The sequence below is a fragment of the Sorangium sp. So ce836 genome, from assembly GCF_028553905.1.
GTDB lineage: Bacteria > Myxococcota_A > Polyangia > Polyangiales > Polyangiaceae > Sorangium > Sorangium cellulosum_D.
Genome location: NZ_CP102233.1, coordinates 5,530,565 through 5,555,961, shown reverse-complemented (window position 1 = coordinate 5,555,961; position 25,397 = coordinate 5,530,565). Strand labels below are relative to the sequence as shown.

Below are 25,397 nucleotides of genomic sequence, written 5' to 3'. Positions count from 1 at the left end.
GGGTTCGGCGGATCACGCACCCACTCCTCATGCGGAAAGCAGGCTCGACAGCTCGCGATCGATGAGCGCCGTCATCTCGTGGTCCGAGAGCTGCTCCACCTCGTCGATCATCTCCGCTCGCGCGGGCGCCCCGGCGTGCGCCAGCGGGGGCGCGGGGGCGCTGTCGCCGAGCAGCGAGGACGCGAGGTGCTCGGTCAGCGCCTCGATGGTCGGGTGGTTGAACAGGACCATCGAGGAGAGCGGGCGCCCCACGCTGCGCTGGAGCCGGTTCTTCAGCTCGACCGCCATGAGCGAGTCCATGCCCATGTCGAAGAAACCCCGCTGCGGGGGCGCCTTCTGCGAAGGATCCATGCCCAGCACGCGATCGACCTCGCCCTGCACGAGCTCCGCGACCATCGCCCGTCGGGCCCCCGGCGCGACCTGCGCGAGGCGCGCGCGCAGATCCGGCCGAGCCTCCGCCTCGGGTGCGCGCGCCTCCCGCGAGAGCTCGGCGAACAGCGCAGGCACGGCGCCGTGGTCCGCGGGCTCCGCGCGGCGGGACGCGTCGATCGGCAGCACGGCGGCCTGGATCGCGCCCGAGGCGACGAGCCGCTCGAGCCAGCGCAGCCCTTCGGCGGGCGCGATCACGCCCGCGCCCCGCGCTCCGTGCCAGCGCAGCGCCTGCCTCTCGAGCGCCTCGGCGAGCGCCGTCCCCGCCCACGCGCCCCAGTTGACGCTGAGCGCGGGCAGCCCCGCGGCGCGGCGGTGGTGCGCGAGGGCGTCCAGAAAGGCGTTCGCCGCGGCGTAGTTGCCCTGCGCCTCCACGCCCAGGAGGGACGCGCCCGACGAGAACAGGACGAAGAAGTCGAGGTCGAGCGAGCGGGTGCAGAGGTGCAGGTTCCACGCCCCCTCCGCCTTGGGCCGCAGGACGCGCGCGAAGCGGTCGGCGCTCTGCTGGAGCAGCACCCCATCCTCGAGCGCCTCGGCGGCGTGCACCACGCCGCGCAGCGGGCAGCCGCCGGCCGTGAGCGCGGCGAGCGCCTCCCCGAGCGCCGCGGCGTCGGCGACGTCGGCCCGGATCGCCGCGACGCGCGCTCCCTTCGCTTCGAGCGCGCGCAGCGCAGCCTGGGCGCCCTCGTCCGGCTCGTCCGCCCCGAGGATGCAGAGCTGCCGCGCGCCGCGGTCGACCATCCACCGCGCCACGTCGAGCGTCGGCGCGCGGAGCTCGCCCGTGACGAGGTACGCCGCGCCGGGATCGAGCGCCACCTCGCGCGCACCTTCGCCGAGGGCGCCGCGCGCGAGGCGCGCCGCGTAGCGCTGGACGCCTCGCAGGGCGATCTGATCTTCACCGTCGGACGCGAGCAGGTGGGCCGCCAGCGCGGCCGCTTCGCCGTCCTCGGCCGAAGGCGCCAGATCGACGAGCCCTCCCCAGACCTCCGGGTGCTCGAGCGAGAGCACCCGACCGAGGCCCCAGAGCGGCGCCTGCCACGGCGCCGGCACGGCGTCGCCCGGAGCCGCCGCGACGGCCCCGCGGCTCACGAGCCAGAGCTTCGGCGGCGGGCTGAGCTCGCTCCTGGCCACCACCTGCACCCAGGCCAGCGCGCGGGTCACGCTCCGCCGGATCGCCGCCGCAAGGCCGTCGCCTCCCTCCGGCACAGCATCGAGGCCAGCGAGGTACACCACCCCGCGGACCGGTCCGCGCGCAGCGAGCAGGTCCGCCCACCACGCGCCGAGCTCCGCCGCGGAGGCCGGATCCGGGGGCGCCCCGCCCTGACCCTGCAGATCCGATGCGGTCCCCGGGCGAAGCCGCGAGCAGGTCGCCCCCTCGGCTTCGAGCGCGTCGGCCAGCCGGTCTCCTATCGTCCCCTCGTCCGCGACGACGACCCAGTGCGCCGGCGCCGGAGGCCGCGACGGCGAGAGCGGCGCCGAGCGCCATCGGGCCTCGTAGAGCCAGTCCGCGGGCGCGGAGCCGAACGAGCCCTCCGTCGCCTCCGGCCGCGGCGTCTCCTGGCCGCGCGGCGTCGCGCCGGGCGTCTCGAGCCAGTACCGCTGCCGCTGCCAGGGGTACGTCGGCAGCGCCACGGTGCGGCCTCCCCGCGAGAAGAGCGCTGGCCACGCGACCGTCTGGCCGTGGGCGTACAGCTCGCCCATCGCGCGCAGCAGGCTCTCCCGCTCGTCGTGCCCGCGACGCAGCGTGGTCACGCTCCGGCCGTCGCCGCGCTCCTCGCCGAGGCACTGCCTCAGGTTGAGGGCGAGCACCGGGTGCGGGCCGACCTCCACGAAGAGCCGATGGCCGTCCGAAGCCGCGGCCTCCACCGCCTGCGCGAACAGCACCGGCGCCCGGATGCCCCGAGCAAAGTACCCGGAATCGAGCGACTCGCCCTCGATCGGCGCGCCCGTCACCGAGCTGTACATCGCGATCGCCGCCCGGCGCGGCGCGAGCCGCCCCAGCACGCGCGCGAGCTCGCCTTCCAGCGGCGCCATCTGCGGGCTGTGGAACGCGTAGTTCACGCGCAGCATCCGGCAGAGCACGCCCTGCCCCCGGAGCCGCCCGAGGAGCTCCTCGAGCGGCGCGGCCTCTCCGGAGAGCACCACCGAGCCGGGATCGTTGATCGCCGCGATCGAAAGCCGGTCCTCGTAGCCCCGGAGGGCGCGCGCCACGTCCTCGGCGCCCAGCGCGACCGAGGCCATCTTCCCGAGCCCCGTCGCCTTCTGCATCACGCGTCCGCGCAGGCAGACGAGGCGCACCGCCGTCTCGAGGCTCAGCGCTCCGGCCACGTAGGCCGCCGCAGCCTCGCCGACGCTGTGGCCCACCACCGCGTCCGGGGTGACGCCCCACGACCTCAGCAGATCCGACAGCGCGACCTGGATCGCGAACAAGGCCGGCTGCGCGACCTCGGTCTCGTTCAGGCGCGAGCTCGCCTCCGGCGCGGCGAGCGCCTCGAGCAACGAGAAGCCCGCGTGCCGCTGAACGAGCGCGTCGCAGGCCTCGATCGCGGCGCGGAACACGGGCTCATCGCCGAGGAGCGAGCGCCCCATGCCGACCCACTGGGAGCCCTGCCCCGAGAAGACGAAGGCGACGCGCCCCTGCCCCCCCGGAGGCACCTTGCCGCTGGCCACGCCCGCCGGCGGCTCACCCTGCTCGAACGCGGAGAGCGCCGCGGCCATCTCCGCTCGGCCGCGCCCTACCACGGCCAGCCGGTGCTCGTGGTGACTGCGCCGCGCGCTCGCCGTGTACGCGATGTCGTGCAGGCGCGCCCCGCCCTCGCGGGACGCCTCGGCGACCAGCGCGTCGCGGTACAGCCTCGCGAGGGCCGAGAGCGCCTCCGGGCCCTTCGCCGACAGCGGCAGGAGGTAGCTCGACGCCTCTCGCGCGTCCGCCGCAGGCTCCAGCCTGGGCGCTTCTTCCACGATGACGTGCGCGTTCGTCCCGCTCAGCCCGAACGAGCTCACGCCCGCGAGCCGTGGCTTCTCTCCGCGCTTCCAGGGGACGGGCGCCGTGGGAATGGTGAAGGGCGTCCCTTCCAGCGCGATCCGGGGGTTCAGCGCCCGGAAGTGCAGGTTCCGCGGGACGACCTCGCGCTCCAGGCAGACCACCGCCTTGATCAACCCTGCCACGCCGGCCGCCGCCTCGAGGTGTCCGATGTTGGTCTTCACCGCGCCGAGGACGCACGCCGAGCCGTCCGCGCGCGGCCCTCCGAGCACGGCCTTGAGCGCCTCGAGCTCGATCGGATCGCCGAGCGACGTCCCCGTCCCGTGCGTCTCGACGTACCCGATCGACGAGGCCGCCGTCCGCGCGTTCTCGAGGGCCTTTTGCAGCAGCGCCTTCTGCGACAGCACGTTGGGCGCCGTCAGCCCGGTGGACCGGCCGTCCTGGTTCACCGCCGATCCGCGGATCAGGGCGAGGATCGGGTCGCCGTCGCGCTGCGCGTCCGACAGGCGCTTCAGCACGATCATCCCGCACCCCTCGCCGCGCACGAAGCCGTTCGCCGCGGCGTCGAACACCTTGCAGCGGCCGTCCGGCGAGAGCACCTGGCTCCTCGCCAGGAGCCGCATCGGCGTGGCCGAGAGGATCAGGTTCACGCCGCCGGCCAGGGCCAGCGCGCTGTCGCCGCTCCGCAGGCTCTGGCAGGCGAGGTGAACCGCCACCAGCGAGGACGAGCAGGCCGTGTCGACGATCATGCTCGGCCCCTGGAACCCGAACGCATAGGACAACCTGCCCGCCGCGAAGCAGTGTCCCGTCCCGGTGACCGTATAGACGTCACCCGACTCGGCGACGCTGGCGCCGAGGAGCTCGGCGTAATCGGTCATCGACGTGCCGACGAAGACGCCGACCCGACCGCCGAACAGCTCCTCCGGGACCTGTCCGGCGCGCTCCAGCGCCTCCCACGCGACCTCGAGCAGGAGCCGCTGCTGCGGGTCCATCGCCCGCGCCTCCCGGGGAGCGATGCCGAAGAAGGCCGCGTCGAAGAGGCCGACGTCCTCCTTCAAGAACGCGCCCCAGCGCGCCGCCCTCGCCCCCGGATCGGCGGGATCGGCCGCGGCGGAGCCCAGGCGAAAGCGCTCGCTGGGCACCTCGGCGACCGCGTCCGCGCCGCCCTCCAGCAGCCGGAAGAACGCCTCTGGGCTGGTCGCCCCCCCCGGGAAGCGGCACCCCATGCCGATGATCGCGATCGGCTCGGCCGCCGCCCGCCGCGTCGCCTCGAGCTCGGCCTCGAGCTCCCCGAGCTTGACCATCGCCTTGCGCAGGCGCGCCCGGTACTCCTCCAGCAGGGCCGTGCTCATTCTTTGCGTCCCCTCTCGATCCTGCTCATCGATGCGTCGAAGGCAGCGAGCAGATCGTCGTCCGAGGCGTGCGCCTCGAGGGCCACGTCGGCCTTCGGAGAGCCGTCGACAGGCCCGGCCTTCGCGTCCGGGCTCGGTGAGTCGACGGGCTCGAGCTCGACGGCGAGCTGCTCCGAGAGCGCGGCGACCGTCGGATAGGTCCAGATCAGCGCCGCCGAGAGCGTGAGGCCGAGCCCGGACTCGAGGCCGTTGCGCAGCTCGAGGCCCATGATCGAATCGAACCCGAGCGTCCTGAAGGGCGCCCGCGCGTCGATGCGGGCGCCGTCGATCCGCAGCACCGCGGCCACCTGCTCGCGCACGAGCTTCTCGACCCTCCGCCGGCGCTCGTCCGGCGCCGCTTCGCGGAGCGCGCGCACGAGCGCGGCGACCCGCGGCGCCGCGGCGCGCCGGGCGGCGCGGGCCTCCTCCACGATCGAGGACAGGCGCTCCGAGGAGGCCACCAGAGGGTGGAGATCGACCCAGTGCCGCGCGTCGAAGTGCACGACGCCCATCTGCGCGCGGTCCACGGAGAGCAGGCGGTGGAAGAGCGCCTCGCCCTCTTGGGGCGTGATGCTGCGCCACCCGCGCTGCGTCATGCGCCCCTCGCGCTCGGCCGTGATCCCCATGCCGACGCCGGCGAAGAGCCCCCAGTTGATGCTCAACGCAGGCAGCCCGTGGCGGCGGCGATGGTGGGCCAGCGCGTCCAGAAAGACGTTCGCGGCTACGTAGTTCCCGATGCCAGGCGGGCCGAAGAGCGACGCCGACGACGAGTAGAGGACGAAGAAATCGAGCGGCGCGTCCTGCGTCGCCGCATGAAGGTTCCACGCGCCGAGCACCTTCGGCGCGAACACCTTGCGGAAGCGCTCCATGTCCTGGTTGATGAGGAGCCCGTCATCCAGCACGCCGGCGGCGTGGAGCACGCCGCGGAGCTCTGGCATGCGCGCCCTCACGTCGCGCACGAGCGCGGCGAGCTCCGCCGGATCGGCGACGTCGGCCTTCGCCACCGTCACCTCGACGCCGGCCGATTGCAAGGCGGCGATCGCCGCGGCCTGCGCCTCCGTGGTCACCCCCTGCCGCCCCACGAGCACGAGGTGCTTCGCTCCCGCGTCGGCGAGCCACGTCGCGGCGAGCAGGCCGAGGCCGCCCACGCCGCCGGTGATCAGGTACGTGGCATCGGCGCGAACGGCAGGCCGCGCGCTGTCCCGCTCCGCCCCGCGCACCTCCTCGTCGGACACCCGCGACAGCGCGCCGACGTAGCGGCGCTCGGCCCGCAGCGCGACCTCCTCTTCCCATCGCTCCGAGAGGATCTCTCGAACCAGCGCCTCGGCCTCGCCCGCGGAGCCTGCGGGATCCAGGTCGATGCGCGTGCACCGGAGCTCGGGGTGCTCGAGGGCGATGGTGCGCCCGAGACCCCAGAGCGGCGCGTGCGCGACCGCGACGTCGCGGGGCTCGCCGTCGATCGCCTGCGTCCCCCGCGCGACGAGGAAGAGGCGCGGCATCTCGCGAAAGCCTGCGCGGGCGAGCGCCTGCACGATGTGCAACGCGCAGCCAGCGCCGCGCGTCTGCGCAGCGTCGAGGGAAGCCGCGTCGATCGACCCCGGCGCGGGGCCGTCGAGGCTCCCCAGATGGATCACGCCGCGGCGGGGAGCACCGCCCGGGAAGGCGTCGCGCAGCAGGGAATCGAAGCTGGCCGGCGACGCTGGATCCAGCGTGTAGCCGCTGTCGTCGCCCTGCTCCGGGCCCCGCAGGCCGGCGCGCACCACCGTCTCCCCGCGCGCCTCGAGGAGCGACTGCACCTCTGTCGCCAGCCCCGCTCCGTCCGAGAGGAGCAGCCAGGATCCCTTCGGCGCCGGCACCTCCGGCGCGGCCTGCGGCTCCGCGCGCCGCCACATCTGCAGGAGGAACGGCGAGCGTTCCCCGGCGCTCTGCGACCCCGCAGGGCCCCCGGACGAGCGCTCGACATCGACCCAGTAGCGCGCCCGCAGCCACGGATAGGTCGGCAGCACGACGACGCGGCCCTCGGGATGGAGCTGCTGGAAGGCCACGACGCCCCCGTGGGCGTAGAGCGCGCCGAGCGCCTGGAGCAAGCTCCGCCGCTCCTCGGCGTGCCGCCGCAGCGAGGCGATCACCGCCCCTCTCCGCTTCTTTTCGCGCAGGATCTCGTCGATGGCCGGCGCGAGGATGGGATGAGGGCTCACCTCGAGGAACACGGCGTTGCCGCCTTCGATCAAGGCGTGCGTCGCGCGCGCGAGCAGCGGGGGGCCAGAGAGGCTCCTCGCCCAGTACTCCGCGCCGAGCTCCTCGCCGTGCGCGACCTCTCCCGTCACCGTCGATCGCATCGACAGGCTCGCCCTCTTCGGAGCGATCCCGCGCAGCGCGGCGGAGAGCTCCGCGCCCAGCGGCCCTCTCGTCTCCATCGGGAGCTCGGGCAGGATCGCGGCGTCCTTCCCGCTCACCTTGCGGAGCAAACGGCTCCACCGGCAGACGATCCGCGCGGCGTCCTCCAGCGTGAGCGCTCCGGCGACATGCGCCGCGGCCACTTCGCCCACGCCGTGCCCCAGGATCGCCCAGGGCTCGACGCCCCACGATCGCCACAGCGCCGCGAGCGCCACCTGGAGGGCGAACAGCGCAGGCTGGCCGACGTCGATCGGATCGAGCCGCGCGCTCCGCTCATCGGCGCAGATCTCGGCCACGACCGAGAAGCCGGCCTCGCGCTGGATCACGGCGTCGCACCCCTCGAGCGCGCTGCGGAAGGCGGGCTCCTCGTCGAGGAGCGCTCGTCCCATCCCCGCCCATTGAGAGCCGTGACCCGAGAAGAGGAACACGACCCGGGCAGGCCCGTCGATCGGCGCCTCGCCCCGCGCCGCGCCGGCGCCGAGCGCCCCCCGGGCGAAAGCATCGAGCGCCTCGCGCATCTCCTGGCGCGTGTCCGCGACGATCGCGAGCCGCTGCGCGAAGTGGGCGCGGCCGACGCCCGCGGTATAGCAGACGTCGGAGAGCCGCTCCTCGGGGTGCTCGTCCAGGTGCGCGGCGTAGCGCAAGGCCAGGGCCTCGAGCGCCTCCGGCTGCTTGGCCGACAGGCACAGGAGGTGCGGCGGGCGCTCCACCGGGAGCGCCTCCTCCGCCGGCGCCGGCGCCTCTTCCAGCACGGCATGAGCGTTGGTCCCGCCGAAGCCGAACGAGCTGACGCCGGCGATGCGCCGCCCGACAGAGGGCTCCCAGGGGGTCCGCTGCGTCGGGACAGACGCCGGGATGTCGTCGAGCGTGATGTGAGGGCTGAGCTGCTTGAGGTGCAGGTGGGGCGGGATCTCGCGGTGCTGGAAGGCGAGCGCCACCTTCATCAGGCCGGCGATGCCCGCCGCCGACTCGAGGTGTCCCAGGTTTGTCTTGACCGATCCGAGCCAGAGCGGCTGCTCCGGTGAGCGCCCGTGGCGCAGCGCCCCCCGGAGCGCGCCCACCTCGACCGGATCGCCGAGCGACGTGCCGGTCCCGTGCACCTCGACGTAGCTCACCTCCGCGGGCGAAACGCCGCCGCTGGCGAGCGCGCGGCGGATGACCGCCTCCTGGGCCGGGCCGTTCGGAGCGGTGAGCCCGCCGCTGCGCCCATCGTGGTTGACCGCCGAGCCCCGAACGACGGCGAGGATGGGGCTCCTGTTGGCGAGCGCGTCGGAGAGGCGCTCGAGCACGAGGACGCCGCACCCCTCGCCGCGCACGTAGCCGTCGGCCGCGGCGTCGAACGTCTTGCAGCGGCCGTCCGGGGCCATCATGCGCAGCTGCGAGACAGCGATGGTGGAGAGCGGCGAGGTGATGAGGTTCACCCCTCCGGCGAGGGCCACGCGGCACTCACCGCTGCGCAGGCTCTGGCAGGCCAGGTGGATCGCGACGAGCGACGACGAGCAGGCGGTGTCGACCGCGATGCAGGGTCCGTGCAGGCCGAGCACGTAGGACAGACGACCCGCGGCGACGCTGAACATGGTGCCGGTCGGCAGGTACGCATCGATGCGGGTCGGATCTCCCCCGCCGATGCAGAGCTGCGCGTAGTCGGTGTTGCTGATCCCGACGAACACGCCGGTCTCGGTGCCCGCGAGCTGGTCCGGCGCGCGGCCGGCGCGCTCCAGCGCCTCCCAGGCGACCTCCAGGAGGAGGCGCTGCTGCGGATCGAGGCTCGCGGCCTCGCGCGGCGCGATCTCGAAGAACTCCGCGTCGAAGCGATCGATGCCGTCGAGGAAGCCGCCCTGGCGGGTGTACATCTTCCCCGGCGTCCCGGGGTCGGGGTCGTAGTAGGCGTCGACGTCCCAGCGCTCGGGCGGGACCTCGCGGATCGCGTCCGTGCCGTCGCGGAGCAGCCGCCAGAAGGCCTCGGGATCGTCGGCGCCCGGGAAGCGGCAGGCCATGCCGACGATGGCGATGGGCTCGGTGCGGGCGCGCTGCAGGGCCTCGTAGCGGGCGCGCATCTCACGGAGCTCGACGGTCGCCTCCTTGAGGAGCCCGCGGTAATCGATGCGATCGACCGGGTTGCTCATGTGCTCAGCCTGAGGGTCCGCATCGCGGCGAGCTCCTGCGCGAGCGCGGCGGCCATCTGCTCTTCCGAGAGATCGTCGAGATCGGCCGCGGCCTCCGGCGGAGGCGGCTCGGCTCCCGGCGGCTTCGCGTCGAGCCCGTCCGACCCGACCTCGGGCCCGAGCAGATCCTCGGCGACCCTGCGCGAGAGCGCCTCGAGCGTCGGATAGTCGATGAGGAGCGTCGCGGAGAAGCGACGGCCGGTGGAGCGCTCGACGAGGTTCCGGAGCTCGACCGCCATCAACGAGTCGAGGCCGAGCTCGCGGAGCGGGCGGCGCGGATCGATGGGGTCCGAGGGATCGAGCTGCAGGATCTTCACCACCAGCGCGCGGACGTGCTCGGCCACCATCGCGGAGCGCGCCCGCGGGGGCGCCTCGGAGAGCTGGCGCCGCAGGCCATCGTCGTCGCCGGCCGCCGGCCCGCGGGGCGCGCCTTCGAGCTCGAAGCGCTCGAACAGCGGCCGCCGCCGCATCGCCTCCTGGAGCGGCTTGAAGACGCGAAGGTCGACCCGGGCCACCACCGCCTGCGCGACGTCGGCTCCGGCGAGGCGCTCCAGCATCGCGAGGCCTTCTGCGGGCGAGAGGGCGGAGATCCCGATCCGCTCGAGCTCCGCCAGGAGCTCGGGCGAGGCCATGCCGCCGCCCGCCCAGGGCCCCCAGTTCACGCTGACGTAGGGCCGGCCCTCGCGCCGGCGCGCGTGCGCGAGGGCGTCCAGGAAGGCGTTGGCCGCGGCGTAGTGCGCCATCCCCGCCGAGCCCCAGACGGACGCGATCGACGAGAACGAGACGAAGAAGTCGAGGGGCGCGCCGCGCGCGAGCCGATCGAGGAGCCATGCGCCCCGCACCTTGGCGCGGAGCACCGCCTCGACGGCGCCCTCGTCGAGCGCCCGGATCGGCCGCGTGTCCGCGAAGCCCGCGGCGTGCACGACGCCGCGCAGCGGGAGCTCCTCTGCGCGCAGCGACGCGAAGAGCTCGGTCATCCGCGCTTCGTCCCCCACGTCGGCGGCGAACACCCGCACGCTCGCCCCCTCCGCCTCGAGGGCGCAGACGGCGGAGATCGCCGGCTGGAGCGGGTGATCCGGCGGCAGATCGGCCCACGTGTCGCGCGGCGGCAGCCCGCGGCGTCCGACCAGCGCGAGGTGCCTCGCGCCGCGCGCGAAGAGCCACCGCGCCACCGCGAGCCCGAGCGCGCCGAGCCCGCCCGTGATCAGGTAGATCGCGCCGGCGCTCACCTCGACCCGCGGCGCCGCCTGGACGGCTTGCCGCGCGAGCCGGGCGACGTGACGCTGGCCGCCCCGGAAGGCGATCTGATCCTCGCCTTCGGGGCGCTCGATCGCGTCGAGCAGCAGCGCCGCGTCGGCGTCGGACGCCTCGGGCGCCAGGTCCAGGAGCCCGCCCCACTGCTCGGGGACCTCGAGCGCCGCCACCCGCCCGAGCCCCCATACCGGCGCCGCCGCGATCGCCGGACCTGCGCCGGAGACCGGCTGCGCGCCGCGCGTGACGGCCCAGAGCCGGGCGGAGCGAGCCTCCGGCACGTCCGCGAGCGCCTGGATCGACGCGAGCAGGCTCACGCAGCCCATGGCCTGCGCCGCGTCGAGCGCCTCGGTCGAGGCTGGCTCCGCCGTCCCCGCGTCGAGGCTCCCGAGGTGCAGCAGCCCGCGGAGAGGGCGACCGTCCCTTTGCGCCGCGTCCCGGAGGATCTCCGCGAGCCGCTCGCGGCGCGCGGCGTCGCTCGGGCGGACGAGATCGCAGCGCTCGCCCTTCGCCTCCAGCAAGCTCGCGAGGCGAGCGCCCACCCCCCCGCGATCGGCGACGACGAGCCACGAGCCCGGGCTCTCCGACGCGGGCCGCGACGACGCCGCGCGGCGCTCCAGCGGCGACCACTCGACCGCGTACACCCCGGCGTCGAGCGAGGCTTCGGCCCGCGCGCCGGCGGAGAGCGGAGAGGGCGCGCCGTCCTCGAGCGCGGCGGCGGGCATCTCCTCGCCCCAGGCCGCGGCGGCATACGGGAGCGGCGCGCTCATCCGGGCTCGGGCGGCGCGAGAGACGTGCTCTGCGCGCGCGTAGCCGTCCTTGCGCAGGACCAGGAGGACGTAGCTCACGAGCTTCTTCTCGAGCATCCTGCCGAGGTTCGCGTACGACCGGAAGCTCTGGAGGACGAGCGGATCGAGCCCCGGACCGACCTCGGCGAAGCGCTCTTCCAGGCGCTCGTCGTGGAAGAAGTTCCCGACCTCGCGGCTGACGTCCACGCACTCGGCCACGCTGAGCCGGTAGCGCGCGAAGAGGTCGCACCACTCGTCCCGAGTCACGAGGTACGACGATGTCTCCTCGTGCACGATGGAGGACGCGCCATTGGCGACGAAGTCCGCCATCACGACGAAGCCGCCCTGCTGGAGGTGCCGGCTGATGTTCGCGAAGAGCGCGTCTTTGTCCGCGATGTGCGCGGCCACCTCGAACCCGATCATCACGTCGTACTGCGACGGGAAGTCGTGCCGCGTGCTGTCGCAGTTGAAGATCTTCACGCGATCTTCGAGCCTGTGGGCGCGGAGCTTTCGATGGCCGAGCCGGGCCTGCTCCGGGGAGATCGTGTAGCCGTGGAGCTCGAGGTGCGGGTGCTGCTCCGCGAGCGCGATGAGATCCGCGGCGTGGCCGCACCCGAAATCGAGCACCTTGGAGCAGGACAGGAAATCGACGTGCCGGAACGCGACCTGCCGCATTTCGCGCTGGGCGGCGCCGACGCGCGCGAAATCCGCGGCGTGCTTTCGCGGGCGAGCCATGGTCCGGAGCCAGGAGAACTCCGGAACGGCTTCCCGGAACGGCGGGAAGGTGAGATAGGCCTGCTCGAGCGAATCCCTGTCGGGCGAGTCGCCCGCGTCCACCGTGGAGAGCGCATCGTAGTAGCGGGCGACCGACGTATCGGCGCTGGCCGGCGCGGCCGCGCCGTTCTTTGTGACGGGAGGCGCGTCGATCCAGCATCGACGGCGCTGGAAGGGGTAAGTGGGCAGCACGAGCTTGCGCCGGGCCCGGTCGCGGTCGAGCCCCGCGAAGTCCACCTTCGCGCCTCGCACGTACAGCGCCCCCAGGCTCTCCAGCATCTGCGCGCAATCCGAGCGCTTTGGCCGCAACGACGGCAGCCACACCCCCGCTCCCTCCGGCACGCATCTCCGGCCCATCGCCGAGAGCACAGGGGCCGGCCCCACCTCCACGAACGCTTCCGCCCCCGCCTCGTGCAGCGCCCGTATCCCCTCCAGGAACCGCACCGGCGCGCGCACATGGCTCGCCCAGTACGACGCGCGCGTCACCTCCTCCCGCGCCGCCCTTCCCGTCACGTTCGCGATGAGCCTGCGCTGCGGCAATCCGAGCTTCACCTGCGACGCCGCACGCTCGAACGCCTCCACCATCGGCCCCATCAGCGGCGAGTGGAACGCGTGCGATACGTTCAGCCACCGGCTCTTGACCCCGCGCGCACCCAGCGCCTCCACCACCGCCGTCACCGCACCGCGCGCACCGGACACCACCGTCTCCGACGGCCCGTTCACCGCAGCGATCGACGCCTCCGCCGCGTACGGCCTCACCGCCTCCGCCACCGTCGCCTCGTCCGCGAACAGCGCCGCCATCGCCCCCTGCTTCGACAGCGCCTGCATCAGACGCCCTCGCGTCGCGATGAGCCCGAGCCCCTCGGGCAGCCCGAACACCCCTGCCACGCACGCCGCCACGTACTCGCCCACGCTGTGCCCCAGCACCGCAAACGGCTCGATCCCCCACGCCTTCCACTGCGCGGCCAGCGCATAGCCCACCGCGAACAGCGCGGGCTGCGTGTACTCCGTCTCGTCCAGCGGGCTCGCCTGCCCCTCCGCCGGGTACAGCACCTCGATCAGCGATCTCTCCAGCTGCCCACGCAACAGCGCGTCGCACTCCTCGATCGCCCGCCGGAACACGGGCTCGGTCGCGAACAGCTCCTGTCCCATCCCCACGTATTGCGAGCCCTGTCCCGTGAACAGGAACGCCACGCGAGGCCCCTCTGCCCGCTCCACCCGTCCCTGCTCCGTCTGCTCCCCTCGCTCGCCTCGCGCAAACGCAGACAGCCGCTCCTGCATCTGCGCCCGGGACGACGCCACCACCGACAGCCGGTGCGCGAAGTGCGCCCTCCCCGTGTGCGCCGTGAAGCCCACGTCCCCGAGCCTCTCCTCCGGGTGCGACTCGAGGTGCGCCGCGTACCGCCCCGCCAGCTCACGCAACGCACCCTCCCGCTTCGCCGAGATGCACAACAGCTGCGCCGGACGCTCCGCACCGCCCTCCTTCTCCGGCACCTCCGGCGCCGCCGGCGCCTCTTCCAGCACCACGTGCGCGTTGATCCCGCTCAGTCCGAACGAGCTCACCCCGGCAACGCGCCGCTCCCCTTCCGCCGACGGCCACCGCGTCCGCTCCATCGGCACCCGCACCGGAAGCTCCGCCCACGCCACGTGCGGGCTCGGCTGCCGCAGGTGCGGCTGCTCCGGCAGCTCTCCGTGCTGCATCGCGAGCGCCACCTTCAGCACCCCCGCAACCCCCGCCGCCGCCTCCAGGTGCCCGATGTTCGCCTTGACCGCTCCCACCCACAGCGGCCGCTCCGCCGACCGGCCCGCACCGAACACCTCACCCAGCGCGTTCAGCTCGATCGGGTCCCCGAGCGACGTGCCCGTCCCGTGCGCCTCCACGTAGCTCACCTGCGACGCTTCCACCCCCGACGCCTCCAGCGCACGCCGGATCAGCGCTCGCTGCGCCACACCGTTCGGCACCGTCAGCCCCCCGCTCGGACCGTCGTGGTTGACCGCAGAGCCTCGGATCAGCGCCACGATCGGATCGCCGTCCCTCAGCGCGTCCGACAGCCGCTTGAGCACCAGCACACCGCACCCCTCGCCTCGCCCGTAGCCGTCCGCCGACGCGTCGAACGCCTTGCTACGCCCGTCCGGCGCCAGCGCCCGGAGCCGCGAGAGCGCGGCCCAGGGATCGGGCGACAGCATCAAGCTCACGCCGCCCGCGAGGGCCACGCGGCACTCGCCGTTTCGCAGGCTCTGGCAGGCCAGATGGATCGCGACAAGCGACGACGAGCACGCGGTGGTCACCACCATCGAAGGGCCCTGCAGGCCGAGCACGTACGAGAGGCGGCCCGCGGCGAAGCTGAGCTCGTTCCCGCTCGCGGCGTACCCGTCGCTCCCGCCGCGCGCCTGCGCCGCGGTGATCAGGTGGGCGTAGTCGTTGCTCATCATCCCGACGAACACGCCGGTCGAGCTCCCGAACAGCGCGTCCGGGGATTGCCCTGCCCGCTCGAGCGCCTCCCAGCTCACCTCGAGCAGCAGGCGCTGCTGGGGATCGAGGCTCTGCGCCTCGCGCGGCGAGATCCCGAAGAAGGACGGATCGAACTGATCGACGGAGCGCAGGAAGCTGCCCCGGCGGACGTAGCTCTTGCCCGGCTGCTGCGGGTCTGGATCGAAGAAAGCGTCGACGTCCCACCGGTCGGAGGGGATGTCGCTCGTGGCGTCCACGCCCTCGCGGAGCAGCTCCCAGAAGGCCTCCGGGCTGTCGGCGCCGAGAGGCATGCGGCAGCTCGTCCCGATCACGGCGACGGGCTCGGTCCGCGTGCGTTCGAAGGACGCGAGCCGCGCCTCCAGCTCCTCGATGACGACGAGCGCGCGGAGCAGCGCCGTGCTTTGGTCCTGCTTGCTCTGGCTCACTTCAACCTCTTCTTGATCGCATCGAGCTTCTCCAGCAGGAGCTCCGAGAGCTCGCCCTCGGACATCTCCTTCAGCCTCTCGAGCCGCGCTCCCCGCTCGTCGGTCGCGGGGGCAGGCACGACCGCCGAAGGCGCCGGGGCGGCCGGGATCGCGAGCACCTCGTCGGCCAGGTAGCCGGTCAGCGCCTCGACCGTCGAGTAGTCGAACAGCAGCGTCGAGGGGAGCGCGCGGCCCACGTGGCGCTGGAGGCGGCCTCGGAGCTCGACGGCCATCAGCGAGTCGAGCCCCAGATCGAAGAGCCGCTGCCGGACCTCGAGCGTGTGCGTGGGCCCGAGCCCGAGGATCGCGGCGACCTGCTCCCTCACGAAGGCGTCGATCAACCCGCGGCGCGCGGGCGCCGGAGCCTCCGCGAGCCTTCGGCGGAGATCTTCGCGATCCGCGTCGGCCGCGCCGTCGCGGCGATCCTCGCGAACGAGCTCGGCCAGCGCGGGCGGCGCTCCGGCGGGGTGCTGCTCGGGATCCAGCGACCACCGGGTGACAGGCAGCACCGCGGCCTGGGCCGCGCCCTCGGCCAGGAGCCGCTCGAGCCACCTGAGCCCCTCCGCCGGCGGGATCGCTCCCACGCCGCGGGTGGCCTGACGTCGCTGCGCGGACGCCTTCACCCCGCCCGCCATCCCGGCGCCGGCCCAGGCGCCCCAGTTGATGCTGAGCCCCGCGAGCCCGAGGGCCCGCCGGTGGTGCGAGAGGGCGTCGAGGAAGGCGTTCGCCGCCGCGTAGTTGCCTTGCCCGGCCGCCCCCAGCAGCGACGCGCCCGACGAGAAGAGCACGAATAGATCGAGATCGAGCGCCCGCGTGCGGCGGTGCAGGTTCCACGCGCCCGCGATCTTCGGCGCCATCACCCGCGCGAGGCGCTCCGCGCTCTGCTGCTCCAGCACGCCGTCGTCGAGCACGCCGGCGGCGTGCACCACGCCGCGCAGCGGACGACCGCTGGCGGAGATCGCGTCCAGCACCCGGCCGAGCGCCGCATCGTCGGCCACATCGGCCTGCATCGGTACGACCTCTGCTCCCGCCTCGGCGAGCTCGCGCAGCGCGGCCTGCGCCGGCTCCAGAGCGTCGCGCCGCCCGACGAGGTAAAGCCGCCGCGCGCCGCGCTCGACCATCCACCGCGCCACGTGCAGGCCGAGCGCGCCGAGGCCGCCGGTGATCAGGTAGGCCGCGCCGCCGTCGAGCGCTTTCCCCGCCGTATCCTCACCGGCCGCGCCGCGCGCGAGGCGCGCCACGAACCGCTCCTTGCCCCGCAGCGCGATCTGATCTTCGCCGTCGGGCTCCTCGATCTGCTCGCAGAGCAGCGCGGCCTCCTGCTCGGGCGCGATCTCCGGCCCCAGGTCGACGAGGCCGCCCCAGCGCTCCGGGTGCTCGAGAGCGATGACCCGGCCGAGCCCCCAGAGCGGCGCGACGCCGAGCGACGCCTCGTCCGGCGCGCAGGCTACGGGCTGGCAGCGCCGGGTCACCACCCACAGGCGCCCCATGTCCCCACGACGGACCAGCGCCTGCGTGAGGTGGAGCAGGCCCGCGGAGGTAGCGCCGGCCGCCTCCGGCGCCGCGCCGTCGAGGCCCGAGAGGTGCACCACGCCGCGCCACGCCCGACCGGGCGAGGAGGCCAGATCCGCCAGCCAGGACTGCGCGCCGGTCGCGTCCGAGAGGGCTTGGCGAGCGTCTGCCGGCGCCACGACCGCATCGCCGCCGCGTTCCTTCAAGCGCCGCGCGAGGGCGGCGCCCACGCCCTGGCCGTCGCCGAAGATCAGCCAGCGGCCCGGCCCCGCGCCAGCGCGTCCCGGCGCCGGGCGCCCGCGCGCCTTCGACCGCCACGCGAGATCGTACCGCCACTCGCGGGCGCGCTCCGATTCTCCTCCGGTGCGGAGCAGCGTGTCGCGCGTCGCCGGCCGGCCGCGGAAGCCGATCATCTCCGCGACGACCCGCCCCGCGTCGTCGACGATGCAGACGTCGCCGCTCACGACCTCGGCCTGGGCGTCATCGGAGCCGCGCAGCGTGACGTGGCTCCACAGGCGATCGCGCGGCGGGCCATGGAAGATGAAGCGCTCGATCCCGAGGGGGACGCCCACTTTGACGCGGGAGACCGCGGCCATCGCGAGCTGAAAGCAGGCGTCGAGCAGCCCGGGGTGGAAACCATAGGCGTCCACGCCGTCGCCTTCCTCCGGGAGCCGCATCCGGCACAGCGCCTCTCCGTCACGCCGCCAGATCTCCTCGATCCAACGGAAGGAGGGCCCGAACTCGAAGCCGAAGCGCCCGATCAGATCACCGTAGAACGCCTCTCCGGACATCGACTCTCGGCAGCGCCCCCGCACGTCGTCCCGCGACGGGGGCGCGACGGCGGTCGCGTCGGCCGCCGCGCGGAGCTTGCCGGTCACGTGCAGGGTCCACGCCGGCTCGTCCTCGCCCGCCTCGTGGCTGAAGATCCGGAAAGCGCGCTCTCCGGATTCGTCCGCGGAGAGGACGACCTGAACGTTGCGCGGGCGCTCCGGGGCCAGGACGATCGGTTGAGCAAAGAAGACGTCCTCCAGCGCGTAGGGCCCGGGGCCGAGGCTCCGGATCGCGGCGTCCAGCACCGTCGCGACCTCCGTGGTGCCCGAGACGATCGCCATGCCCTGCACCCAGTGATCGTTCAGCAGCGAATTCGACCGGGGATCGTATTGGGCCTCGAAGACGATCTCCCGCAGCGCCGGCGAATGGATCCGCCGCCCGAGGAGCGGGTGCCCACCCCCCGGACCTTCGCTCTTCGCGGGCTGCGACCGCGGCGGCGGCTCGATCCAGCAGCGCTCGCGCTGGAAGGGATAGGTCGGGAGCACGAGCTTGCGCCGGGCCCGGTCGCGGTCGAGCCCCGCGAAGTCCACCTTCGCGCCTCGCACGTACAGCGCCCCCAGGCTCTCCAGCATCTGCGCGCAATCCGAGCGCTTTGGCCGCAACGACGGCAGCCACACCCCCGCTCCCTCCGGCACGCATCTCCGCCCCATCGCCGAGAGCACAGGGGCCGGCCCCACCTCCACGAACGCTTCCGCCCCCGCCTCGTGCAGCGCCCGTATCCCCTCCAGGAACCGCACCGGCGCGCGCACATGGCTCGCCCAGTACGACGCGCGCGTCACCTCCTCCCGCGCCGCCCTCCCCGTCACGTTCGCGATGAGCCTGCGCTGCGGCAATCCGAGCTTCACCTGCGACGCCGCACGCTCGAACGCCTCCACCATCGGCCCCATCAGCGGCGAGTGGAACGCGTGCGATACGTTCAGCCACCGGCTCTTGACCCCGCGCGCACCCAGCGCCTCCACCACCGCCGTCACCGCGCCGCGCGCACCGGACACCACCGTCTCCGACGGCCCGTTCACCGCCGCGATCGACACCTCCGCCGCGTACGGCTCCACCGCCTCCGCCACCGTCGCCTCGTCCGCGAACAGCGCCGCCATCGCCCCCTGCTTCGGCAGCGCCTGCATCAGACGCCCTCGCGTCGCCACCAGCTCAAGCCCCTCGGGCAGCCCGAACACCCCTGCCACGCACGCCGCCACGTACTCGCCCACGCTGTGCCCCAGCACCGCAAACGGCTCGATCCCCCACGCCTTCCACTGCGCGGCCAGCGCATAGCCCACCGCGAACAGCGCTGGCTGCGTGTACTCCGTCTCGTCCAGCGGGCTCGCCTGCCCCTCCGCCGGATACAGCACCTCGATCAGCGGCCTCTCCAGCTGCCCACGCAACAGCGCGTCGCACTCCTCGATCGCCCGCCGGAATACAGGCTCGGTCGCGAACAGCTCCTGTCCCATCCCCACGTATTGCGAACCCTGTCCCGTGAACAGGAACGCCACGCGAGGACCCTCCGCCGGCTCCACCCGCCCATGCTCCGTCTGCTCCCCTCGCTCGCCTCGCGCGAATGCAGACAGCCGCTCTTGCATCTGCGCCCGGGACGACGCCACCACCGACAACCGGTGCGCGAAGTGCGCTCTGCCCGTGTGCGCCGTGAAGCCCACGTCCCCGAGCCTCTCCTCCGGGTGCGACTCGAGGTGCGCCGCGTACCGCCCCGCCAGCTCGCGCAACGCACCCTCCCGCTTCGCCGAGATGCACAACAGCTGCGCCGGCCTCTCCGCACCGCCCTCCTTCTCCTCCGGACGCTCCGGCGCCTCTTCCAGCACCACGTGCGCGTTCGTGCCGACGAAGCCGAACGAGCTCACGCCCGCCACGCGCCGCCCTTCGACCGGCACCCAGGGAGCGCCCGTCGACGGCACCGAGATGCGCGCCTTGCTCCAGTCGATGTAGGGGTTCGGCGCGGTGAAGTGCAGGTGCGGCGGGAGCTCCCGGTGCAAGAGCGAGAGCACGACCTTCAGCACGCCCGCCACCCCCGCCGCCGGCTCGAGGTGGCCGATGTTGGTCTTCACCGAGCCGATCGACAGCGGCCGATCCGGAGGCCTGCCTGCGCCCAGCACCGCGCCCAGCGCCTCCACCTCGATGGGATCGCCGAGCGAAGTGCCGGTCCCGTGCGCCTCCACGTAGCTGACCACCGACGGCTCGACGCCGGCGCGCTCGAGGGCTGCCCGGACGACGGCCTCCTGCGCAGGTCCGCTCGGCACCGTCAGCCCGCTGCTCGCGCCGTCCTGGTTCACCGCCGAGCCGCGGATGATCGCAAGCACGTCGTCGCCGTCGCGGCGCGCGTCGGAGAGCCGCTTCAGCACGAGGACCCCGCAGCCCTCGCTGCGCACGTAACCGTCGGCAGAGGCAGCGAAGGTCTTGCACCGTCCGTCGGGCGCGAGCATCCGCGCGCGGGAGAAGGCGATGTTGGCGTCCGGCTCGAGGATCAGGTTGACCCCCCCGGCGAGCGCCAGCGTGCAATCGCCTGCACGCAGGCTCTGGCATGCGAGGTGAATGGCCACCAGCGACGACGAGCACGCGGTGTCGATGGACATGCTCGGCCCCTGCAGGCCGAGAACATAGGAGAGGCGCCCCGACGCCGCGCTCAGGGCGTTGCCGGTGCCCAGGTAGGCGTCGATGCTCGCGGGCGTCGGCAGGAGCCGCTGCGCGCGGCGCAGGTAGTCGTTGGTGCCGATGCCGATGAACACCCCGGTCCGGCTGCCGAGGAGCCCGTCCGCCGAGATATTGGCCCGCTCGAGCGCCTCCCAGGCGACCTCCAGCACGAGGCGCTGCTGCGGGTCCATCCCTGCGGCCTCCCGCGGCGAGATGCCGAAGAAGCTGGCATCGAAGCGATCGACATCGTTCAGGAAGCCTCCCCAGCGGGTCGACATCTTCCCCGGGGCGTCGGGATCCGGGTCGTAGTACGCGTCGATGTCCCAGCGGTCGCGGGGGATCTCGGCGATGGCGTCGACGCCGTCCCGGAGCAGCCTCCAGAACGCCTCGGGGCTGTCGGCCCCACCGGGCACCCGGCAGCCCATTCCGACGATCGCGATGGGCTCGCGCTCGGCGCGCGCGAGGCGCTCGACGCGCGCGTTGAGCTCGTAGGCGTACAGCACGAGCCGCCGGGGATCGAGGCGGCTGATGCGGTCCAGAAAGCTGCTCACGAGGGCCCTCCGGACGCGATCCGGGCCAGCATCCGCTCGACGTCGTCCTTCGAGAGTCGCTCCACCCGATCCAGGAGCCCACCGAGCGCCTCGAGCTCGGTGAGCCCGCCGAGCGACTCGAACCCGGTGAGCCCCCCGAGCGCCTCGAGCTCGGCCGCCCGCCCCGGCGCGAGCACCTCTGCTTCGAGATAGCTCGTGAGCGCTTCGATCGAGGGGTGATTCAGCGCCAGGGTCGCCGGCAGCGCGCGCTCCACGCTGCGCTGGAGACGGTTCTTCAGATCGACGGCCATGAGCGAGTCCATCCCCAGGTCTGCAAACCGGCCCCTGGCGTCGAGCGCGCGATCGTCGCCGAAGCCGAGCACGCGAGCGACCTCCTGGCGCACGTGGGCGAGCAGGATCCCCCGCCGATCTGCCGGTTCGGCCGCGGCGATCCGCCGCATCAGGTCGGGCGGCGGCTCGGCCGGCGGCCCTTCGTCCGGCCTCTCCACGAGATCGGACAGCAGCCGGAGCGACGCGCCACCGCGGGCGCTCCGCACGAAGCGCCCCCAGTCGGCGTTCACGGCCACCACGTGCGACCTGCCGTCCGCCAGGAGACGATCGAGGAGCGCGAGCCCGTCCGCGCCAGGGATCAGGTCGATGCCCCACTCGTGCCAGCGCTCGCGCTCCCGCTCGCCGGTCGTCCCCGCCATCCCGGCGCCCTCCCACGGCCCCCACGCGATGCTCAGCGCCGCGAGCCCCAGGGCACGCCGGTGAACCGCGAGCGCATCCAGAAACGCGTTGGCCGCGGCGTAGCTCCCCTGTCCGAGCGACCCCAGCACCCCGGCGGTCGACGAGAAGAGGACGAAGAAGTCGAGGGCGTGATCCCGGGTCGCCACGTGGAGGTTCCACGCACCGGCGACCTTCGGGGCGAGCACGCGGCGAAACCGCTCTCCATCGAGCTGCTGGAGCACCCCGTCGTCGAGGACGCCGGCGGCGTGCACGACGCCCCCGAGCGGCGGCATCCCGGCGGCCATCTCGGAGAGGACCCGCGCCACATCCTCTGGGCGCCCGACGTCGGCCTGCGCAACGAGCACCCTCGCGCCCTTTGCCTCGAGCTCCTGAAGCGCCCTCCGGGCTCCGTCCGGCGGAGAGCGCCGCCCGACCAGAACGAGATTCCGCGCGCCGCGCTCGGTCATCCAGCGCGCGACTTGCAGCCCGAGCCCCCCGAGCCCGCCGGTGATCAGGTACGAAGCATCTCGCCGCAGCGCTGCCGGGCCGGGCGGCATCGCAGGTGCGCGGAGCCGCGAGAGGCGGGCGACGAGCCGCGCGCCCTCGCGCCACGCGATCTGATCTTCCCCGTCGGGTTCGAGGAGCGCCTCGCCCAGCCGCTCGGCCTGCACCTCGGCCGGCGCGGCGTCGAGGTCGATCAGCCCGCCCCACAGCTCGGGGTGCTCGAGGGCGATCACGCGACCGAGACCCCACGAGAGGGCTCCTGGCCCGGCGCGGCCCGCGGCGGGCCGGCCGTCACGGGTGACCACCCACAACCGACCTCCCCCCGTGGAGCCAGCGAGGGCCTGGATCGCGCCCAGCACGCTGCCGGCGCCGAGCGAGAGGTCCGCGTCGTCCGAGAGCGAGGCGCCCTCCGCCGCGACCGCGTCGAGGCTCCACAGGTGCACGACGCCCTGCCACGCAGAGGTGCTCTCGGGGAGAGCCTCCACGAGCAGGCGCTTCAGGTCCTCCGGCCTCGCGGGATCGACGCGAAAGACACCAGGAGCGTCGAGCTCCAGGCGCTCACCGGCAAAGGCGAGCACGCAGCGATGCCCGCGCTCGACGAGCTTCCGGGCCAGCGCCTCACCCACGCCGCTCCGATCGGCGAGCAGCAGAAAGCTCCCCGCCGACACCGGAGCTCCCGGTGTGTGGGGTCGAGGCTGCCAGTCGACTTCGTAGCAACTTGCGCCGTCCTGCCGGGAAGCGTCGTTCACCGACGCGCGGGCGGTGCGGTGCCTCTCGATCTCGAACCAGTAGCGCTCGCGCTGGAAAGGGTAGGTGGGCAGCACGAGCTTGCGCCGGGCCCGGTCGCGGTCGAGCCCCGCGAAGTCCACCTTCGCGCCTCGCACGTACAGCGCCCCCAGGCTCTCCTGCATCTGCGCGCAATCCGAGCGCTTCGGCCGCAACGACGGCAGCCACACCCCCGCTCCCTCCGGCACGCACCGCCGCCCCATCGCCGAGAGCACAGGGCTCGGCCCCACCTCCACGAACGCCTCCGCCCCCGCCTCGTGCAGCGCCCGTATCCCCTCCAGGAACCGCACCGGCGCGCGCACATGGCTCGCCCAGTACGACGCCTGCGTCACCTCCTCCCGCGCCACCCTCCCCGTCACGTTCGCGATGAGCCTGCGCTGCGGCAATCCGAGCTTCACCTGCGACGCCGCACGCTCGAACGCCTCCACCATCGGCCCCATCAGCGGCGAGTGGAACGCGTGCGATACGTTCAGCCACCGGCTCTTGACCCCGCGCGCACCCAGCGCCTCCACCACCGCCGTCACCGCGCCGCGCGCACCGGACACCACCGTCTCCGACGGCCCGTTCACCGCAGCGATCGACGCCTCCGCCGCGTACGGCCTCACCGCCTCCGCCACCGTCGCCTCGTCCGCGAACAGCGCCGCCATCGCCCCCTGCTTCGGCAGCGCCTGCATCAGACGCCCTCGCGTCGCGATGAGCCCGAGCCCCTCGGGCAGCCCGAGCACCCCCGCCACGCACGCCGCCACGTACTCGCCCACGCTGTGCCCCAGCACCGCAAACGGCTCGATCCCCCACGCCTTCCACTGCGCGGCCAGCGCATAGCCCACCGCGAACAGCGCTGGCTGCGTGTACTCCGTCTCGTCCAGCGGGCTCGCCTGCCCCTCCGCCGGGTACAGCACCTCGATCAGCGGCCTCTCCAGCTGCCCACGCAACAGCGCGTCGCACTCCTCGATCGCCCCCCGGAACACGGGCTCGGTCGCGAACAGCTCCTGTCCCATCCCCACGTATTGCGAGCCCTGTCCCGTGAACAGGAACGCCACGCGAGGCCCCTCCGCCCGCTCCACCCGCCCATGCTCCGTCTGCTCCCCTCGCTCGCCTCGCGCAAACGCAGACAGCCGCTCCTGCATCTGCGCCCGGGACGACGCCACCACCGACAGCCGGTGCGCGAAGTGCGCCCTCCCCGTGTGCGCCGTGAAGCCCACGTCCCCGAGCCTCTCCTCCGGGTGCGACCCGAGGTGCGCCGCGTACCGCCCCGCCAGCTCACGCAACGCACCCTCCCGCTTCGCCGAGAGACACAACAGCTGCGCCGGACGCTCCGCACCCCCCTCCTTCTCCTCCGCCACCTCCGGCCGCTCAGGCGCCTCTTCCAGCACCACGTGCGCGTTGATCCCGCTCATTCCGAACGAGCTCACCCCGGCGACGCGCCGCTCCCCTTCCGCCGATGGCCACCGCGTCCGCTCCATCGGCACCCGCACCGGAAGCTCCGCCCACGCCACGTGCGGGCTCGGCTGCCGCAGGTGCGGCTGCTCCGGCAGCTCTCCGTGCTGCATCGCGAGCGCCACCTTCAGCACCCCCGCAACCCCCGCCGCCGCCTCCAGGTGCCCGATGTTCGCCTTGACCGCTCCCACCCACAGCGGCCGCTCCGCCGACCGGCCCGCACCGAACACCTCACCCAGCGCGTTCAGCTCGATCGGGTCCCCGAGCGACGTGCCCGTCCCGTGCGCCTCCACGTAGCTCACCTGCGACGCTTCCACCCCCGACGCCTCCAGCGCACGCCGGATCAGCGCTCGCTGCGCCACACCGTTCGGCACCGTCAGCCCCCCGCTCGGACCGTCGTGGTTGACCGCAGAGCCTCGGATCAGCGCCACGATCGGATCGCCGTCCCTCAGCGCGTCCGACAGCCGCTTGAGCACCAGCACACCGCACCCCTCGCCTCGCCCGTAGCCGTCCGCCGACGCGTCGAACGCCTTGCTACGCCCGTCCGGCGCCAGCGCCCGCAGGTGGGAGAGCACGATGTTGGGGCGCGGCGACAGGATCAGGTTCACGCCGCCGGCGAGGGCCACGCGACATTCGCCGTTTCGCAGGCTCTGGCAGGCCAGATGGATCGCGACAAGCGACGACGAGCATGCCGTGTCGAGCGCCATGCAGGGGCCGTGCACGCCCAGCGCATAGGATATCCGGCCCGCCTGGAAGCTGAAGCCGTTGCCCGTGCCCACGTAGCCATCGAGGCGCTCGTCGCTGACGTGGTCGGCGACGAGCAGCCCGTAGTCCCCGTTCATGATCCCGACGAACACGCCGGTCGCCGTGCCCGCCAGATCGGGGGCGGCGATCGCGGCCCGCTCGAGCGCCTCCCAGCTCACCTCGAGCAGCAGGCGCTGCTGCGGATCGAGGCCTTCGGCCTCGCGCGGCGAGATGCCGAAGAAGCCCGCGTCGAACCGATCCACCTCGTCGAGGAAGGCGCCGCGGCGCGCGTACATCTTCCCCGGCGCGCCAGGCGTCGGATCGTAGTACGCGTCGATGTCCCATCGGTCCTTCGGCACGTCCCGGACCGCATCGTGCCCCTCGCGAAGGACGCTCCAGAAAGACTCCGGATCGGACGCGCCGGGGAAGCGGCACGCCGCCCCGACGACGGCGATCGGCTCGCGGCGCGCCCGCTCGATCGCATCGAGGCGAGCGCGCATCTTCTTGAGCGCGAACAGCGCGCTCTGGAGCGGCGACAGCTCGTCGGACCCGGCGTCGGAGGTGCTGCTCAT

The 25,397-nt window shown here is 73.6% G+C and carries 5 protein-coding genes; all 5 read right to left on the bottom strand.

What is annotated here, in order from left to right; translation table 11 throughout:
- Positions 1-27 precede the first annotated feature (27 nt).
- Genes NQZ70_RS20210 through NQZ70_RS20190 form a run of 5 tightly spaced genes read right to left on the bottom strand, consistent with a single transcriptional unit; the run spans position 28 to position 25,397 of the window.
- On the bottom strand, positions 28-4,764 hold the full coding sequence (locus NQZ70_RS20210) for a type I polyketide synthase (protein WP_129575672.1): 4,737 nt from the start codon (positions 4,762-4,764) through the stop codon (positions 28-30).
- Entirely contained in the window at positions 4,761-9,326 is a 4,566-nt protein-coding gene (locus tag NQZ70_RS20205) for a type I polyketide synthase (protein WP_129575671.1), read from the bottom strand. The genes NQZ70_RS20210 and NQZ70_RS20205 overlap by 4 nt, the downstream gene beginning before the upstream one ends.
- Positions 9,323-15,076 carry a type I polyketide synthase gene (locus NQZ70_RS20200; RefSeq protein ID WP_129575670.1) on the bottom strand — a complete coding sequence of 1,918 codons (5,754 nt, stop codon included), beginning with the start codon at positions 15,074-15,076 and terminating at the stop codon, positions 9,323-9,325. The genes NQZ70_RS20205 and NQZ70_RS20200 overlap by 4 nt, the downstream gene beginning before the upstream one ends.
- Entirely contained in the window at positions 15,073-20,646 is a 5,574-nt protein-coding gene (locus NQZ70_RS20195) for a type I polyketide synthase (RefSeq protein ID WP_129575669.1), read from the bottom strand. The genes NQZ70_RS20200 and NQZ70_RS20195 overlap by 4 nt, the downstream gene beginning before the upstream one ends.
- Positions 20,643-25,397: a type I polyketide synthase gene (locus NQZ70_RS20190; RefSeq protein ID WP_129575668.1), complete on the bottom strand. Its 4,755-nt coding sequence runs from the start codon at positions 25,395-25,397 to the stop codon at positions 20,643-20,645. Before NQZ70_RS20190 ends, NQZ70_RS20195 begins: the two co-directional genes overlap by 4 nt.

Bases quoted from the DNA above. Each gene is read 5' to 3' on its own strand.
- NQZ70_RS20205 (WP_129575671.1), bottom strand. From the start codon at position 9,326: ATGAGCAACCCGGTCGATCGCATCGATTACCGCGGGCTCCTCAAGGAG.
- NQZ70_RS20210 (WP_129575672.1), bottom strand. From the start codon at position 4,764: ATGAGCACGGCCCTGCTGGAGGAGTACCGGGCGCGCCTGCGCAAGGCG.
- NQZ70_RS20190 (WP_129575668.1), bottom strand. From the start codon at position 25,397: ATGAGCAGCACCTCCGACGCCGGGTCCGACGAGCTGTCGCCGCTCCAG.